Source organism: Clostridium sp. LIBA-8841, from assembly GCF_057782475.1.
In genome coordinates this window covers 1,469,237-1,487,150 of sequence record NZ_CM173488.1, presented here as the reverse complement: position 1 = coordinate 1,487,150, position 17,914 = coordinate 1,469,237, and the positions used below count along the sequence as shown (strand labels likewise).

Genomic DNA, 17,914 nt, shown 5'->3' with positions numbered 1-17,914 from the left:
AATAAACCTTTTTAAATTCATTGTATTAAATACCCTATTCCTTTTTTAGTTTTAATGACATCATATAATCCTAATTCCTTTATCTTAGCTCTAAGCCTTGTAATATTTACGGTTAATGTGTTGTCACTAACAAACTCATCATCATTCCATAAGCTCATCATAAGCTTTTCTCTTGATACTACCTTCCCCTTATTTTTTATAAGTGCTGATAGTATTTTAATTTCATTTTTAGTGAGCTCTATTTCATTGTCCTTATATCTAAAAATACATCTTTCAACATCTAAAACCGCATCATTATAATAAATTAAAGAATCTGAATTAGTATAATCATAGCTTCTACGAAGTAATGCATTAATTTTTGATATTAATACTTCCACAGAAAAAGGTTTGGTAATATAATCATCTCCACCATTATTCATTCCCATAATAATATCCATATTTGAATCTCTTGATGATAAGAATATTATTGGCACTTTTGAAATCTCTCTTATTTTTTCGCACCAATAAAATCCATCATAAAAAGGTAAATTCACATCCATTAATATAAGACTTGGTTTTTTCTCTACAAATTCCTTTACTATATTATCAAAGTTCTCTATTAATTCCACTTCAAAAGCCCATTTTCTTAAGGATAAAGCTAACTCTCTTCCAACATCTAAGTCATCTTCAACCAACAATATTTTCTTCAAACATCTCACCTCTTAGTCATTATCTCATTAAAATATTATCATAAATTTGCCATTTAATACATTTTATATAGGAATATCTAAGTAAATCTTTCAATTTATTCAAGTGTGCTAAGATAAGTTCTTTCAATATGTTTATCTAAGTTATTGTTAAAAGGCAGCAATTCACTGACTATAATAAAATAAGTATAGCTATTAAATGATTCTACTCAATAACTATACTTATTTCCTATTACACTATCACATTTTTCATTAATAACCTATTAACTATTTTTAGTTTTTTAATAGGTTATAAAGCCTATTTATTGATTCTCTATCCTCAAAATTATTTGATATTTTGAACATTAGATTTGGAGTATCTGTTCCTTCAAATACTTCTTTAAATTTCTCTTTATCATTAATCATAACATCTTTTATTGCAAGAAGTAATCCAGGTAAACTATAAGCCCATTCCTCAGAAAGAATCCCATTATTTTCACTTAATATACAATAAGATTCGTGAGCTGCAACAATATTTCCATATTGTTCAGTAAAAATCATTTCATTTTCTGTGTTACCACATTTACCTGCGAATTCTTGCAAATTTTTAGTAACATTAAATGCTAACCCCTTTTTGGTCTCTTTTATCCTACTATATTGATAGATATTATAACCAAATGAAAAGATAAAAGCCACACATATTACTACAGAAATATACTTTAATTTTTTCATTTTATCACCTCTATTCAACTCGATTTACTAATAAAAACTATTTATTGATTTACATCAAATTATATACTTAAATATTTTTATTTTTAAAGAATTCATAAACCTTCTCCCCCTTTAATATAAACAAAATGATTTAGCCTTTAATAATATTTTTTATTGTTTAGTTTAATATTATATTACCATGAATAGTCTTATTTTTACATAAAATCCCACAACACTTATATATAAATAAGATTGTTGAAAGAGAAACAAAAGTTTAATATAATATTCTTAATGAATGAAGAGATGGGAGGATAAACCATGAACAAAGAGGAGCAGGTCATAAGTGGTTTTAGAGACTTATTTAACAAGATGGCTTGGCTTAATAAGTCTAAGATGGAAGACCATCTTAAAGGTTATAAGCCTTCTGAAGTGCATTGCATTGAATATATTGCAAAAAATGTAGATTGTAACGTAACGAAACTTGCAGAGTCATTTTACATGACTAGGGGTGCTATAAGTAAATTAACTAAGAAACTTATAGAAAAAGGCCTTATTGAGAGCTATCAAAAGCAGGATAACAAAAAGGAAATCTACTTTAAACTTACTGAACAAGGAAAAGCAATTAATAAAATTCATGATGATCTTCATAATGAGTTTCAAGAGCGTGATAAAGCTGTCTTTGAAGATGTAACTGAGGAACAATTTAATGATATGATTAGCTTCGTAGAAAAATATAGAAGTCATTTAGATAAAGAAATAAAGAAGGTTGGTTTAGATGTTAAACCTGAATAAATTTATATAATAACATGAGCAGTCCAGAGTTCTATTTAGAATGGGCTGCATTTTTTATTTTCATTATTTTGTTGACAAGGAAACAAAATTGATTTATGATTATTGTTGACAAGGAAACAATAAACGTTTTGAAAGGAGAATTTAAATGTTTAAATCTAAATCATATAATGAAGAAAAGAATGGAGAAATAGTAGATAAAAAGGCTTTAACATTTGGTCTTATGTCTGTTTTTCTTTGTGGAATGGGATTTAGTATAATAGCTCCTGTTGTTCCATTTTTAGTAGAACCTTATGTGAGCAATGCTAGTGAACAAGCCTTCTTTGTTACTCTACTAACCTCTATTTATGCAGTTTGTGTATTTTTTGTAGCTCCTGGACTTGGAGCTTTAAGTGATAGATATGGCCGTCGTCCTTTACTTTTAATATGCCTTTTAGGTTCCTCAATTGGATACTTAATCTTTGGTATAGGTGGCTCTCTATGGATGCTATTTATTGGACGCATAATAGATGGGATAACAGGTGGAAATATAAGTACCATCTTTGCATATTTTGCAGATATAACTCCTAAGGAACAAAGAACTAAATACTTTGGATGGATAAGCGCAATTGCAGGTATAGGAGCAGCTATTGGCCCTACTCTAGGCGGTTTACTAGCAAAGTTTGGATATGCTGTACCAATGTATTTTGGAGCAATAATCACCTTACTGAATTTTGTTTATGGAATGTTATATATGCCTGAAAGTCTTCATGAAAATAATAGACTAAAGAAAATCACTCTTGTAAGACTTAATCCATTTACCCAACTTATGAGTGTACTTTCAATGAAGACATTAAAAAGGTTACTTATTTCAGCCTTCTTAATTTGGATACCTAACGGATCTTTACAATCAATCTTTTCACTATTTACAATGGATACTTTTAATTGGTCTCCTACATTAATAGGACTTATGTTCTCTATTATGGGAATACAGGATATTATTTCACAAGGTTTAATAATGCCAAAACTCTTAATGAAACTTAGTGATACAAAGATAGCAATTCTAGGAATGGCCTCTGAAATCATAGGCTATGCTCTTATTGCAGCATCAGCTATTTTCACCTTCTATCCTTTTTTCATAGTTGGGATGTTTGTATTTGGTTTTGGAGATTCAATTTTTGGCCCTTCATTTAATGGAATGCTTTCTAAATCTGGAGATTCCAGCGAGCAAGGAAGGATTCAAGGAGGTAGCCAAGCTCTTCAATCTTTAGCAAGAATAATCGGCCCTATTATTGGAGGACAAGTCTATGTATCACTTGGACATTCTGCTCCTGCTTTTATGGGTGTTATTCTTATAGGATTAGCAATACCTGTTTTATTTAAATCTACTAAGAAAAGTTCTCAACTTATATAAAAACTGCTGGACTAAATGTTCATAAGCTATTTATATAAATTTAAAGAAATATGGCTCTGTTTTAAATGAGTGTTGATAACTGGATATGTCCATATAAATAAAGTATTATAGTTATACTAATAATTATACGATAATAAAGGACTTTAAAAATAGGCAACCAATATTTGTTTAATTAGCATTTATCACTGAAATTATAAACCATAAGTTATGTATAATAAAAGTATGATTAATAAACAATTGTATATTATGGCGAATAACAGATTATTTATATTTTATACTAAATTAAAAAAATTGTATGAGGTGATTATAGTGGAAAACTCTTGTAAACATAAACCTAAAAATCTATTTGCACGACATTTTATTTGTAAACATTGTGGAAAGAGGATTGTCAGTAAGAACAAACTACCGATTGCTATAGCATGTATTGCTTCCGTTATCATAAATTTATTAATAAGATATTATTTTTTTGAGGACCCTAATTTAATTATTACTGCTTTTACATTTCTAATCATAACAATTTTTTGCTTGATTTTAGGTTGGATAGGCTTGCTTTTTGTAGGATTTAAAGAAAAATTAAATTCGTAGTATTAAACTATTACGAACTATAATAAAATTGGACAAGTTAATTTAACTTATCTACTTTTATTATACCCATATATCACCATTGGTTTAAAACAGAGCCTTAAATATAATTCCTTTGTAACTCCTTTTTGACAACAGATTTCCTTTTGAAGTGCAAATCCTTAAATTCATATTATAAATCATAACTACTTTCACATATAAAATCAAAACACAAATTCACTAAAATAATAAAAACATAAATCCAACAAAACAAAGGAACGTGATTTTACGTTCCTCTACTCTTATTGAATATTAAATTTTAATTTACGTATCACTATTTTTATATAACTTTATATAATCATTCAATATCTCTTCTAGTTTTCTAATAACATCATTATTATTATTTACAATCTCATATCCCTCTGAAAATCTTTCATCACTAGAGGCATTTGTTTGAATTAACATAACTTTATTATCGACTATTACCACCTCTAAATAAGCCTCATCAGCTCCAATAAATTTAAGATTCAAAAAATTTTGCTGATTGTATTTTACTCCCTCGTATTCCTTAAGCTTTATATCACTTAATATATCCATAACTTTATTTATGGTATCACCTTTTATATTTGTGTATATCCCTGTTTCTGCAGTTTCTTCTATTATGCCCATAGCTTCTAGGCTGAAAAACTGTGTATCTTTATATTTTTCATTTAATATTACCTTTTTAAATGTACCTAAATTTCTCCCTACTCCATTATTCTTATAATACATTCTAATGGAAATAGATAATATTACTGCTAAGCAAATAACTATAAATCCTAATATTATTTTATTATTTCTTTTCATTGTGCCTTTAGTGATATGTTACATGTAAATGCAAAACTACCACTAAAGTTACCCCCCCTTTTAAATTTCTAATTTAGCATACCTTTTAGCCAATATGCATCATTTATTTATTATATTAATCTACTTATTATTTAATTCTAATGAATTTCTTGAGTCTGAATCAGATGATTTCACTTATAGGATACATATTTTCCATTTACTCAAATAGATAAGTACACAATATAAAATTTTGATTTTCACTTTAGATAAAGTTAATTCCAAAAGGATAACTCAAAATTAAGGTTCACCTAAAACATAAAAAAATCACATATGAATTTCTTGTAATTTCACATGTGATTGCCTGTACAAATTGTCTTCCTATTTATTTACTTTTGAGTTCATAAAATAATGTACAAATAATAAGCCTTTTTATTATTTATAGAATTATAAATTTTATGAAAAGAAATGCTTAACTTAATATATTGCTTTTTAAGTAAGTTTTTATTAGTTAAGCATAATCTTTTATGTGTGAATAATTTTAAACTATTACTTCTTCTTATTCTTCTTATCTTTATCAAAAAAGCCTATGAAGAATAATGTAGCACCTATAGCTGTTAATGTAGCTAATAATTCACTCATTGATTTCACCTCTTATATCTCTTATATATTTATACCTTTTATATTTATTGTAATAATTTAATTAATTTTCAATTATAAACTGTTTAGCTCTTATAATCGCCTTAAGAACAAATAGACTTCCTACTTTTTCAAGTAAGTTTGAACTAATATTCTACTATGGGAAATATCAAAGATATTTCAAAGCCTTCTTTATAATCTTCTGAAACTTCCATTTTAAAGTTCAAACTATTAGCAACTTGATTTGCTAAATAAAGCCCCATTCCAGTTGATTTTTTTCTTTCCTGGCCAGTGTCTCCTGTAAATCCTTTATCAAATAAAAAAGGTAAATCATAAGAATTAGCTCCAATCCCATTATCTCTAATTATGAGTTCTATAGTTCCATTATTTTTATTAACATTGGTAGAAAGTGTTATGAAAGCTTGTCCTTTTTCTTTATCAGTATATTTTATTGAATTGCTTAATATCTGTCTTAAAACAAAGGATAATCCCTTTTTATCAGAAACTGCCTTACTATCTCCTACTTCATTGTTAATAATAATTTTTTCCTCTTCTATTAAGTTTTTATATTCCTCTAAAACATCATTACAAATTTCCTTAAGTGATATTTCACTGAATATATAGTCTAAATGATCTGCCTTAACCCTTGAATAATACAGCATTTTCTCAATATCCTCTTGCATTTTACTTCTTGAATATTCTAGCCTTTGGTATATTGGAAAAGAAAGTTCTTCCTTCCTATTATCAAGGATAAAGGTCATTAAAGATAATGGAGTTTTTATCTCATGAGCCCATGTTTCTATGTATTCTTCATACTCTTTTAAGTTTAAGTCCTGATTTTTAATCTTCTCTTCCTTTTCTCTAAGCCTTGAACCTATTAACTTAATAACCTCTTTTTCCTCACCATAGAAAAACTCAAGACAAGCTTCCTCTTCACTTAAATCTGGATTTTCTATAAACTCCATGATTCTTTCTAATTGTCTTTTCTCTTTATTGTAAAGAATAAAACCAATTAAGCTATATATTAAAATAGAGCCAATAAGCATGGTTGGGAAAATATGGATAAAGCTCTCAGGATTAATTAACCAAATAAATATTCCAAACATAACATTTAAAATAATAGTAACAATAAACCAAACCCTGTATTTTAGTAATATATTAATCAATTTTCTAATCATCTTTCTTTTCCTCAATAGCTACAAGCTTATAACCTTTCCCACGTATAGTCATGATTTCATAGTCCATATTTAAATTCTTAATTGTCTTTTTTAATCTTGTCATATTAACTTGTAATGCATTTTCATCAATATAATCCTTAGTTCCCCATATCTTTTCAAAGAGCATATCTTTTGTAACAATATCATTTGGATTAGATAAAAGAAGCTCCATTATCTTTCCTTGATTCTCACTTAACACAATTGATTTTTCATTAAAATACATTGTATATGTCTGCAAATCAAGTTTTACTCCTCTTATCTCAACAAAATAATTCCTATCTTCATTTCTACGAAGCAAGTTAGAAATTCTAGCTAGTAATCTATCCTTATTGCATGGTTTTGTAAGATACTCATCAGCACCTAAACCTAATGCATGAAGTTCATCCTTCAACTGATCTCTGCTAGTTAAAATTAATATAGGGATTGTACTATTCATCTTAATTTCTTTGCATATCTCAAAACCAGTTATTCCTGGCAAATTAAGATCAAGTAATACAAGTTCAGGAGATTCCTTAAGTATTTCCTCTGCTACATTTGAAAAATCACTTATACAGGAAGCCTCATATCCTGCCTTTTGCAAAATATAAACAAGCTCTTCCCTCATAAATAATTCATCTTCAACTACAACTATTCTCTTCATCTTAATCCCCTTCCTTACTTTGAAAAATCAATATATTCCTTTAACATTAAATCCATTTCCATACTAAGCATTTCTGTAAGTGAATATTTTTCTAAAAGAAACCTAACAAATTTACACCCAAGAAAATATCCTACATCTGAATACCCTTTGTAACTATTCCAATCTCCAAAGAAGTCTTTTACACTTTCAGAATTAGTAATTCTTATTAAGTATTCTCTCTTTAGTTCAACTAAATTTTTTTCACACCACTCTATCCATCCATTTTGATTTTGATGATAGTAATTTTCATCTCTACATAGTAATTGCTCAAATAACATAGCTACTCCCTCACTATAAAGTTGAAAAAGTGCTTTTTCACTAATATTGTTTTGCTTTCCAAAACATCCACCCTTAGTTCTATGCCAAACATGACCTATTTCATGAGCTATTAAAGCAAACATACTGTCTTCATCACACCAATCAAGTTCAATAATCTTTTCAATTCCAAGAAGAATAACATTTCTATTATCAAGTGATGTTGCCCAACCTGCTCCACTACATAACCCTAAGTATAAAATAATATCTACATCAAAATCCTCTTGAAATATTTCATTAAATTTATATCTAATATTACCTGAAACTGCTATAAATGATTCATGGACTTGCTTTAATTTTCCCCTACTTGTCAGAGTTTTTTCAATTACAGGAAGTATATCTTTTGTATAATTATAATCTTTAATATCAATTTTAACTTTATTAGCTAATTCCCTTGAAATAATATTTGAATAAGTTTCCCAAAGCTCTATATTAAATTCATTTGATGAAAAGCAAGCTAAAATCTCATCATATGTATCTATAAAATTCATTAACACCATCTCCTAACATAAAACTAGTTATTTCATGCTAAAAAGTTATCTCTAGTTTTAACTTTTTAGAGTATTTCAATATTTCATCATATGTCATTGGCTGTAGGTACATTTGTCTAAAAAATTCTTTTCTCTTATTTAAGTCTAATTCCTCACTAATTTTTATAAAAGTAAGCAATGAACTTCCATATGAATATAAATTTGCTCTATAAAATGAATCTTCTTTTGACAACAATATTCGTTTTCTTACAGACTCTCTATCACTAAGAATGTAATTATCACAGTAATAATCAACACATTCTTCTAAAGGATATCCAGAGTTAAACATAACATATGAATTATTCTGTACTAGGTGATGTAATTTATCTAATAAAAGCTCAACTTCCATTTCTAAATCTATTTCATCTTTAAAAACAAAATATACTATAGATTCTCCTACGCCCTCTAACTGTATTATTTCAGGCCCATAGTCTTCTTCACAACCGCAAATTTCATTGATTATTTTTTCTCTAATACATTTATTCCAATATGAAAGTTGCATTGCATGTCCAAAAATCTCATGTGCTACAGCGTATCTTAAATTTGCCTTATTAAACCTACTATTGTCCATATTTAGATTGACTTTTAATATATAATTATCTTCACCAATATTTAAGTAATATCCATAAGGAACTTTTTCATCTACAAACTCTATAATACATTCATCATTAAATTCTAATTCTAAATAGCTCTCTACTATAGATTTTTGCCTTTTTAATTCATTTGTTAAATATTCTTTTAAATCTTCTCTATTCATTGAAAAGCTATAAAATTTTTCATATATTTCTTTTTTGGTATATCTTATTTTTAGTTGTTCTAACTTGGTTTTAACTTCCTTCACTATATCATCTATTATATTTTGTGATGTAGTCTTAACAGTAACTCCAATTGTATTTTTCACATATTCTTCATATGGAATATCATAATTTAGTAACGACATAAGATAATATTTTGTTGCAATAACTTTTTTAAGTATATACTCATTATTATCTTTTCCATCTAATAATTTCTCATATTTAGTGAAGTCTAATAGAGCTTCTTCTAAATTATTGTATTTTATAAGTTTATTAGATAATACAAAGTTATCTTTAAACCGTTTACCTAACAATCTTCTTATACCTCTGTACGAGCCAACTATATTTTCTTGTAAGTCTCTTTCCATACATCTCACCTCATTATATATCTTATGATATAAATAGTGACTATCTAAGTAAGTGTCAAATTTCTGCCTATCCATTAGTGTCATAATAACATAAACTCAAATTATATTCCACAAATTCCCATAGCATTAAAATATACATAATAAAAAGTTCTAAACCAAATACATGATTTAGAACTTTAGTGATTCCTTATGATAGTTTATAATTTTGCACCTCAAAAGTGCTATTAGTATAAAAATATTTTTCTATCCTGCACATAATTAATATAATTTTTTATAATTGTTGCCATCAAAAAATGCATTTCCTACTTTACTTCCAATGCGCCAATAATTATTATCCATTGTATATATTAATGGATCAATTTTTTCTGTATCAGGCTCACCATCTGTAAAGCAGTCCTTGTCTATGAAAACTTCTACTACTTCTCCAACAAATACTTCCATTTGATGAATATTTATATTATTAATAACCTTACAAACCAAATTTACTGGACATTCTTTTATCAAAGGAACATCCTTCACTTCACCATAAAATGTTTCAAAAACTTCAGATTTATCACCTTTATTTCCTGATAACAATCCACAAAAATCAGTTTTTTGCACCAAATTAGTTGAAGGTATATTTACACTAAAAAAACCATTATTTTTGATTCCAATATTTAAATAATGAGTTTTTTCTGAAGAAATATATATTACAGCTGGATTGACGCTCATTATTCCACAGTTACCAAGAGTTGTATAATTAACTTTTCCATCAACTATTGTACCTGCAAGTATTGCTGGAATTGGATATATAAAAGGTATATTTCCTACTTTTAATTTGTCCAAATTAGACACCGCCTTTTTATTATTTTAACTACTTTTATACATTATCGAATGAGAATATTATTTTATCTCCATCAAATGTTGATCCACTTTTTTCATTGAAGTTATCCTTGGTATATTCACTAATAGTTTTTCTCCAAAACTTTTCTGCTCTAGGATTCATACCATATGGTGCCACGTATAATCCCCATTTTCCTGAAAATATATCAAACACCTTTTTTGCTGCAATGGTTGCAATATTTTTACCTCTATATGGTCTTAATAAAAAGAATTCATAAACGTAATAATCCATTTCTTTAGGAGCAAATTCACCTGTTGCTATTAAATCGAATCCAGCTGGCTTACCATCTACCATTATTATGAATGGAAATAATTTATCTGGTTTTTGAAACCAGATATTTTGAACATCATATTGTTCTGATAATGTTTTTATAGGTTCCTCTTCATAAATGCCATATTCATTAGGTACATTTCCATAAACCTCTGATAAATCATACAAATATAACGGATAAATATTTTTTATAATATTTGCATTTTCTTCAGTAGCTAAAACTACTTTAACCTCCATAATTTCATCCCAATCTTTCATTAATTTTTTAAAACTACTCTTATTTTAACTATAATCTTATCTATTTTATTTTCGGCTATTCGTGAAAACTCTCATTTTTGCAATAATCTGCAATTCTTTCATCAACTCGTCTAACAAAACTATAAGTATAACATTCAAAGTATTTTGTCCAAAATTGAATTGCAGTAGGATTTAATGTTTCAAAATCAACACCTAAATACTTCAAACCTTCATCTGCCAATATCTTCATAGTATATATTAAAAGTTCTCTTGCTACTAATCCATTTCTATATTGTTCATGAACATAAGCTCCACAGATATTTAGTACTTCTGGGTCTTCTGAAATGAAAGTTTCAGCTTCTTTACAGACTTCAATATATCCCACAGCTTTGTTACCATCATATGCAACAAAAAACCTACTTTTCCTTTTCTCACAAATTGCTGCAAACTCATCACCTGTTAAGTGTGCTCTCGGCATGTATATAGGACTTTCTCTCATATGATTAGAAAATCTATTTTTCAGCTCTAATAATATACTGGCTTTTTGATAGCCAATTTCTTCATATCTAAATCCACTATCTATCTTCACCTCATCTATATATGTCAAATTTAAGATTGCATCACTACAACGTATACCAAAACCATTGAATATCAATGATTCTGCTATTTCTTTATCATGTGCATATTTACAAATTGCAAAACTAAATATACCATCTTTAATCATCAATTTAGATAAATTTTCAAATAACATCGACGCTATTCTTTTTCTATTTTCACTTGCAAATGCACTTCCAAACAATGGTGAAAATGAACCTTTTACATCTCCAAACTGTCCTTCAAATCCACCCACAAATACTAAATATCCAACAAGCTTTTCATCCTCTATTGCCATCAATCCATACTTGCTATTAAAAATACCAATTAACGATTCCTTTAATTTTTCCCTGTAATTTTTCACTAACAATTGATTATTGCTAGCACATTCATTTTTATATTCTTCAATTGCCAATTCAACTGCCTCATCTATATACTTTAATTCTAATTTTATAAACTTCATTGATTCCTCCAGTTACTACTGATAATTTAATTTATCTACCATATAAATATTTTAAAGTATAACATTACTATTCGTTCAAATTATCACTTTTGTAATAATATATTGTCTACTTCTTTTGATGACTTAACCCAAATTAATTTACTTCATAATTCAAAAGTCTACTTTCATATGTTTGTCTATTCTTCTCAAAATCATTGGTCCATTTGAACATGTATTTTAGCATTTCAAAAGTTGGCTTATAATTACTTTTTTCAACTCCAATTTTTTGCTTTATAAATCGAGTTATTATTCTAAATTTTCTTTTATATAAAGGCGTATCTAAGAAAATTATTTTATCTGCTAAATCATAAATCAGCTGTTGACTTTTACGATATGTTCCTTCTATTATCCACGATTCATTTTTATCTATTTTTTCAATAATGCTTTTTTGTTCCTCATCAGAATGTTTGTATCTCTTTCCATCTGAAAAACCCCATGCAATACAATCACCTTCAAAATATGGAATACTTAATTCTTTAGAAATTTTTTTTGCTAATGTCGTCTTTCCACTTGCTACAATTCCAAAAATCAGAATCTTCATATCATATCTTATCCACCCATAAAAAATCTGCACTACAAATTCTTATTTATAAATCAGTACTATAAAAATATAACTCTATTTATTTTAACATATACTTTAATTAATGTAATATAAACCCAACTATTTCTTATAAAAAAAGAGATTCATTAACTGAACCTCTTTCAATTCATAAATAACTTTTTAATCCTAAAATTATGTATTCCTATAAAGGTTTACTAGCATATTTAGCACCTTCTATAACTTAAGGTCTTATTTTAACTATATTTTAAAAAGTTATATTTTTTAATCTTTTATGATATTATATCTTCTTCACTTTAATTATTACTTAATAGAATATAAAAATTAACATATGTTTTTTGAACATAAAATAGATTATTACTTTTCATCTATTACTCTATTTCTCTTTGTTTATCTATGCTATAGTTTATATTATTATTTTAATTTCAAATCATAGTTATTATATAAAAAGCTCTGGATGAGCAGAAAGACGGTCTTCCTCTGTAATTGCACGACTCACACGACATGGATTTCCAAATGCAAGACTACCCGCTGGAATATCTCTTGTTACTACAGATCCCGCTCCAATAACACAGCCTTCTCCTATAGTTACTCCAGCACAAATAGTTACATCTCCACCAATCCAGCAATTATCCTCAATTGTTATTGGCGCACCATATTCCATATCTGTGACTTTTCCAGTTTTTTCATTATAATATGGGTTTCTATCTTGATAACAAAGTGGGTGCTTAGGAGTCAATAAAGAAACATTTGGTCCAATAAAAACGCATTCTCCAATTGTAACTTTACAAATATCAAGCACTGTAAAGTTAAAGTTAGCATAACTATTTTTTCCTATAACTGTATTACTTCCAAAATCAAAGTAAATTGGTCCCTGTAAATAAACACTTTCATGGCATTCAGGCATCAATTCATTGATAATTTCCTTACGTTTTTCAGTTTCTGTTTCAAATGTATCATTGTATAACTTACAAAGTTTATGTGCTTTTGCACGTTCTTCTGGTAATCCTTCTGTAAATGGATCATATATTTTACCATTTAACATTTTATCGCGTTCATTCATAAATTTTCTCCCCCTAAATAATGTTTTTAAATATAAAAAAATGATATTACTTTATCTAAAATAATATCATTTCTTTATTATTCTTTATATTTTTTTATTATTGTTTATAAAAAAGTTACATTTTTACTTGTTAATCTAAATAACAAAAATTCAACAAACTCTAATTTATATATATAAGTTTTACATTTTATTTATACCATAACCACCTGAAATACCATCTTGGAATAATGGTATATGAGGAGGATAAAAAGTAAATATCATAAACATAACAATTAACACTATAAAAACTATTATAATAATGCTTGAATTAACACCTTTACCATGCTTATAAATGTGCAAACCAAGTAATTGACCAAATATAATTGCAAGTAATAGAATTATAATATCTACTACTAAAAGCTCTACTCCAAATGCTTGGGTATAAAAATAATAAAGCATAGGTATTGTTATCAATGAAATAATAAGAGTTACCAGTGCACTTTGAAACCATTTGTTTTTGTTAATAGAGTACTGCTTACCTTTAAAATAGTAATAAAGCACCCACCATAAAATTACAGGTATTAACACCATTTTCGAATGCTCCCATATACTTTCATTTACAGCAGCAAATAGTCCCACTATAGGATTATTTTTAGATAAGTCATATGCAAAATGCATTATTGTGCCTATAACAAATAAGGTTGGGATACCTTTTAATATCCATTTTTCCGGAGCGGATAAATCCCTATATTTCATATTTTGCCTCCTGATTAATTTATATATATTTAATTTACTCATATAATTTTAAAATATACTTTAATTAATATAATGTAAACCTAACTATTTCTAATAAAAAATCGCCCCGTTAAGTAGACACAGTCTTTTATACCGTGTCTACTTAACGGGGCGCACCTTAAAATAACTAATTAATAAAACTTATAAATAATATAAAAAGAATATCTGGATGAACTTTAGAATTTAAGCTATTACGAAGAATATTTTACGTTAAAAATTATTAGGAAGCACCTTTTCCCTTCGCTCAAAGGTATAAGTTCAAAAAGCAAAATTAAAAATTTTGACTTTCACTTAACCGAAGGAAGTTTTTCGCTTTAGTAAAATATTCGAAGTAATTGCTATAAATTCTTAGTGAAATCCAGTAATTCTTCGAATATATTTATAAGTTTTATATCTAAGTTTTGATGCCTCAACCTTAATTATCTTCTCTTTTAGTATCCATAAGCTTTGATATTTGTTTGTCGCTTATTCTCATTACTGCAATAATATAAGTAAACTCTACTATACAAAGGATAATAATTGTAGGTAATGCAATTGTCATTAGTGAGATGATTTGACTTTTCATCTCTGCTGTAGCAACTCCTGAGAATAATGCTCTTATACCAAATATACTTCCAATTGCTGAAACTATTATTGGAAGACAAAAATACCACTTTATTTGCTTTCTAGCTGATTTACATAGTTCTTTATAACTTCCTCCAATGCGCACTAAGGTTTGATAACGTCTTCCTGTCTTTTGCTGCTGCATTAAGAATTGAATTCCTATAACTGTATTAGCAATAATCAAGAAAATTAAAGCTAGATAAATTGTTGTATAGCTAGCTGCCACCTTATAAAATAGCTGTCTTCCCATATTTTGTAGATAACTTTCATATTCTAATCCTGTTTTATCAATTAATTTATTCACTTTTAAAATTGCTTGCATTAAGCCCTCTTCTTCTATAATATTATTATTTAAAGTTGCATTCCAATAAGAGCTGTAATCTCCATCTATAAGCTTATTAAAATCTTCATCTGAAACAATCAATCCATAACTTATGTTTATAGATTTATCTGTAACTATATTATCCTGATATAGATTTCCTACAAGTTCATATTCTTCTCCTTTTATCTCTACATTTAAATTTTCCTTAAGAACACTTCTTAAAATTTCTGCAGTATTTCCATAAGAAAATCCTAATCCATTAAATAAAGCTACTTGATTTTTTTCAAGTTTAATTGGCTCCTTGCCTGCAGTCTTTAAGATCTCATTATATCCTGATAAGGAAATTAAATATGGATATTCAAAGTACTGAAGATTGTTTAATAATACATCTTTTCCCTCAGAATCCTTTTGATTTTCTACTGCTTTTATTAAATTCTTTGCAGAAAACTCCCCATCTTCCTTTATCATTCCTAATTTAACATCCCAGATCTTATTAATATAATCTTTTATTGGCTCTTTACCTAGTTCCTTTTTTATTTCTTCTCCATTTCCCTTAAAAGTATAATCTAGTACATGCTGATTTTTTGAACTTGAATTGAAACTTACAGAAACCCCATAACCAAAACAACAAAGTGCTAATAAAACCAGTAAAGATGAGATTGCAAGAGAGTTTGATTTTAAAAATACATTTTCTTGTAACTGTCTAAATGTAAATAATTCTAAACCATTTTTATTTTTTCTCTTTTTAAGAATAATTTCAAATAAGATTCCAACTCCATTAAAGAAAAGGAATGTTCCTATGATTCCTAAAGCAATGGTTATTCCCATGTTCTTAAGTGATTCCCATGCATAGCCTTCAATTGCTAATCCATAAGCGGTAACTAATATTAAAGCTCCTAGTAATAACTTTACTATTATAAAAATTCTACTATAAACCTTGTGTTTTTCCTCTTGAGAAGGTGATAATAACTCTGTTATATCCTTTCTTGCAATACTTCCACTTAATATTAATAATGCTGCTAATCTAATAAGAAAATACCCAACTATTGTTAATAATATTGCTTCAATTGAAAATGAAAATTTATGTCCTATAACTCCAAGTCCAACCACTTTTGCAGTAATCATACTGATCATTTCTGATAGGAAAATAGCTATAGGAATCCCAATAATAAGTGATATAATGCTATTCCATAGTTCTTCTAATAAAAGCATTGAAAATAATTTGCTACGACGCATTCCTAGCATTAAATACATTCCAAGTTCATGACTTCTTCTCTCTAGCTGATACTTTCCTGCAAAGTACACCAGGAAGAATAGAATAAATAGTGAAGCGCCATATAAAGCTGGAGTTATTAATAATAATCTGCTTATAGCATCACTTTCCATTGTTTTTAAAAATAGTATTACATCTTGATTTTTCAAGGACAATATAATATAAAATGCTATTATTGACACAATTAAGGAGACAAAGAAAATTCCATTCTCTTTTCTGTTTTGCTTACTGTTTTTCTTAACTAAATCAAAGAACATTTGCACTTCCTCCACCTAACTGAGCCATTACTGCAATGATTCTCTTATAAAAATCCTGTTGTGACTCCTCTGGAACTCTCTTTCTAAGTTCATGAAAAATAACTCCATCTTGAATAAACAAAATTCTTGAGCAATAACTAGCTGCATTTGGATCATGTGTTACCATTAAAATTGTTGCTTTTTGTTCTTCATTTAACCCTAAAAACTTCTCCATTAATAGCTTTGCATTTTTTGAATCTAAGGCACCAGTTGGCTCATCTGCAAGTATTATTTCTGGATTTAAAACTAAGGCTCTAGCAGCTGCTACTCTTTGTTTTTGACCACCAGACATCTCAGAAGGAAACTTGCCAATGACTTCTTCAATCTCTAGATACTTTATGATTTCATCAATTCTTTTTTCATCCTCTTTTCCCAGCATATTGTGGATTGCAATTGGTAGCATTATGTTTTCTCTACCGTTTAAATTATCAATAAGCTCAAAGTTTTGAAATAAATATCCTATACGATTTCCTCTATAATTTGCTAACTTCTTACCCTTGAAACTTCCTATATCCTCACCCTTTAAAAGAATCTTTCCCTCAGTTGGACTAGTAGTTGTTGCAATACAATTAAGTAATGTTGTCTTTCCAGAACCACTACTTCCCATAATTCCAACAAACTCTCCATCTACAACTTGAAAACTAATTCCATCTATAGCCTTTGTAAGGTTACCTTTTTTCCCATAACATTTGCATAATGATTGCACTTCTAATATTTTTTCTACCATCTCTATTCTTCCCCTTTATGAAAAACTGTTTTTTAATTTCATCTGTGTTAATTATACAAAATAACCCTGCAACATAAAACTTACAGTTGATGAAAGGTTTTATATATAAAAATGTGCATAAATTACTTTCCTCTTTAAAAAGCTATGATTTATTATGAATTTTCCATTTCAAATATTTAACTTTTAATAAAAAATTACTCAACTATGAAGCTTACTTGAAGTTATATTTTAAAACTAAATCTTAATTATCAATATAATAATCAAAGTAATTTGAATTATTAACCTAAAAGTTTTATATTCTAATAAATCAATATTCTAAATTCAGGAA

General features: G+C 27.7%; 17 protein-coding genes. 2 read left to right on the top strand and 15 right to left on the bottom strand.

Features of this window, described 5'->3' with window-relative positions; genetic code table 11:
- Positions 1–17: 17 nt before the first annotated feature.
- Positions 18–689: a response regulator transcription factor gene (locus tag AC2A4K_RS06445; protein ID WP_322503775.1), complete on the bottom strand. Its 672-nt coding sequence runs from the start codon at positions 687–689 to the stop codon at positions 18–20.
- Between the two features lie 270 nt (positions 690–959).
- Positions 960–1,397 (bottom strand): hypothetical protein, encoded by a 438-nt coding sequence (locus tag AC2A4K_RS06440; RefSeq protein ID WP_322503776.1) that lies wholly within the window; start codon positions 1,395–1,397, stop codon positions 960–962.
- Positions 1,398–1,694: 297 nt separating this feature from the next.
- On the opposite strand from AC2A4K_RS06440, the gene AC2A4K_RS06435 reads away from it, so the two are divergent.
- Positions 1,695–2,168, top strand: coding sequence for a MarR family transcriptional regulator (locus AC2A4K_RS06435; RefSeq protein WP_322503777.1), 474 nt, complete (start codon positions 1,695–1,697; stop codon positions 2,166–2,168).
- Positions 2,169–2,313: 145 nt separating this feature from the next.
- Complete coding sequence (locus tag AC2A4K_RS06430; RefSeq protein ID WP_322503778.1) at positions 2,314–3,558, top strand: MFS transporter; 1,245 nt, start codon at positions 2,314–2,316, stop codon at positions 3,556–3,558.
- An 885-nt stretch (positions 3,559–4,443) separates the two neighbouring features.
- Here the strand turns inward: AC2A4K_RS06430 and AC2A4K_RS06425 are convergent.
- The 13 genes from AC2A4K_RS06425 to AC2A4K_RS06365 all read right to left on the bottom strand — a co-directional run bounded on the left by AC2A4K_RS06425 (position 4,444) and on the right by AC2A4K_RS06365 (position 17,586).
- Positions 4,444–4,965 carry a hypothetical protein gene (locus tag AC2A4K_RS06425; protein ID WP_322503779.1) on the bottom strand — a complete coding sequence of 174 codons (522 nt, stop codon included), beginning with the start codon at positions 4,963–4,965 and terminating at the stop codon, positions 4,444–4,446.
- 761 nt (positions 4,966–5,726) lie between these two features.
- Positions 5,727–6,758 carry a sensor histidine kinase gene (locus AC2A4K_RS06420; protein ID WP_322503780.1) on the bottom strand — a complete coding sequence of 344 codons (1,032 nt, stop codon included), beginning with the start codon at positions 6,756–6,758 and terminating at the stop codon, positions 5,727–5,729.
- Complete coding sequence (locus tag AC2A4K_RS06415; RefSeq protein ID WP_322503781.1) at positions 6,751–7,437, bottom strand: response regulator transcription factor; 687 nt, start codon at positions 7,435–7,437, stop codon at positions 6,751–6,753. The genes AC2A4K_RS06420 and AC2A4K_RS06415 overlap by 8 nt, the downstream gene beginning before the upstream one ends.
- Positions 7,438–7,451: 14 nt before the next feature.
- Positions 7,452–8,282, bottom strand: a complete 831-nt coding sequence (locus AC2A4K_RS06410) for a DUF2268 domain-containing putative Zn-dependent protease (RefSeq protein WP_322503782.1) — start codon at positions 8,280–8,282, stop codon at positions 7,452–7,454.
- 37 nt (positions 8,283–8,319) lie between these two features.
- A complete protein-coding gene (locus tag AC2A4K_RS06405; protein WP_322503783.1) occupies positions 8,320–9,483 on the bottom strand; it encodes a hypothetical protein in 1,164 nt (387 codons plus the stop codon).
- Between the two features lie 258 nt (positions 9,484–9,741).
- Positions 9,742–10,308: a flavin reductase family protein gene (locus AC2A4K_RS06400; RefSeq protein WP_322503784.1), complete on the bottom strand. Its 567-nt coding sequence runs from the start codon at positions 10,306–10,308 to the stop codon at positions 9,742–9,744.
- A gap of 34 nt (positions 10,309–10,342) precedes the next feature.
- Positions 10,343–10,873 (bottom strand): GNAT family N-acetyltransferase, encoded by a 531-nt coding sequence (locus tag AC2A4K_RS06395; protein ID WP_322503785.1) that lies wholly within the window; start codon positions 10,871–10,873, stop codon positions 10,343–10,345.
- 76 nt (positions 10,874–10,949) lie between these two features.
- Positions 10,950–11,930, bottom strand: coding sequence for a GNAT family N-acetyltransferase (locus tag AC2A4K_RS06390; RefSeq protein WP_488458847.1), 981 nt, complete (start codon positions 11,928–11,930; stop codon positions 10,950–10,952).
- Between the two features lie 133 nt (positions 11,931–12,063).
- Entirely contained in the window at positions 12,064–12,510 is a 447-nt protein-coding gene (locus AC2A4K_RS06385) for a P-loop NTPase family protein (protein ID WP_322503787.1), read from the bottom strand.
- 457 nt (positions 12,511–12,967) lie between these two features.
- Positions 12,968–13,573: a sugar O-acetyltransferase gene (locus tag AC2A4K_RS06380; protein WP_488458853.1), complete on the bottom strand. Its 606-nt coding sequence runs from the start codon at positions 13,571–13,573 to the stop codon at positions 12,968–12,970.
- Positions 13,574–13,771: 198 nt separating this feature from the next.
- Positions 13,772–14,326 (bottom strand): DUF6512 family protein, encoded by a 555-nt coding sequence (locus AC2A4K_RS06375; RefSeq protein ID WP_322503789.1) that lies wholly within the window; start codon positions 14,324–14,326, stop codon positions 13,772–13,774.
- A 454-nt stretch (positions 14,327–14,780) separates the two neighbouring features.
- The gene (locus AC2A4K_RS06370; RefSeq protein ID WP_322503790.1) at positions 14,781–16,820 is read right to left on the bottom strand and encodes an FtsX-like permease family protein; all 2,040 of its coding nucleotides are present in this window, start codon (positions 16,818–16,820) and stop codon (positions 14,781–14,783) included.
- Positions 16,810–17,586: an ABC transporter ATP-binding protein gene (locus tag AC2A4K_RS06365; protein ID WP_322503791.1), complete on the bottom strand. Its 777-nt coding sequence runs from the start codon at positions 17,584–17,586 to the stop codon at positions 16,810–16,812. Before AC2A4K_RS06365 ends, AC2A4K_RS06370 begins: the two co-directional genes overlap by 11 nt.
- Positions 17,587–17,914: the final 328 nt, after the last annotated feature.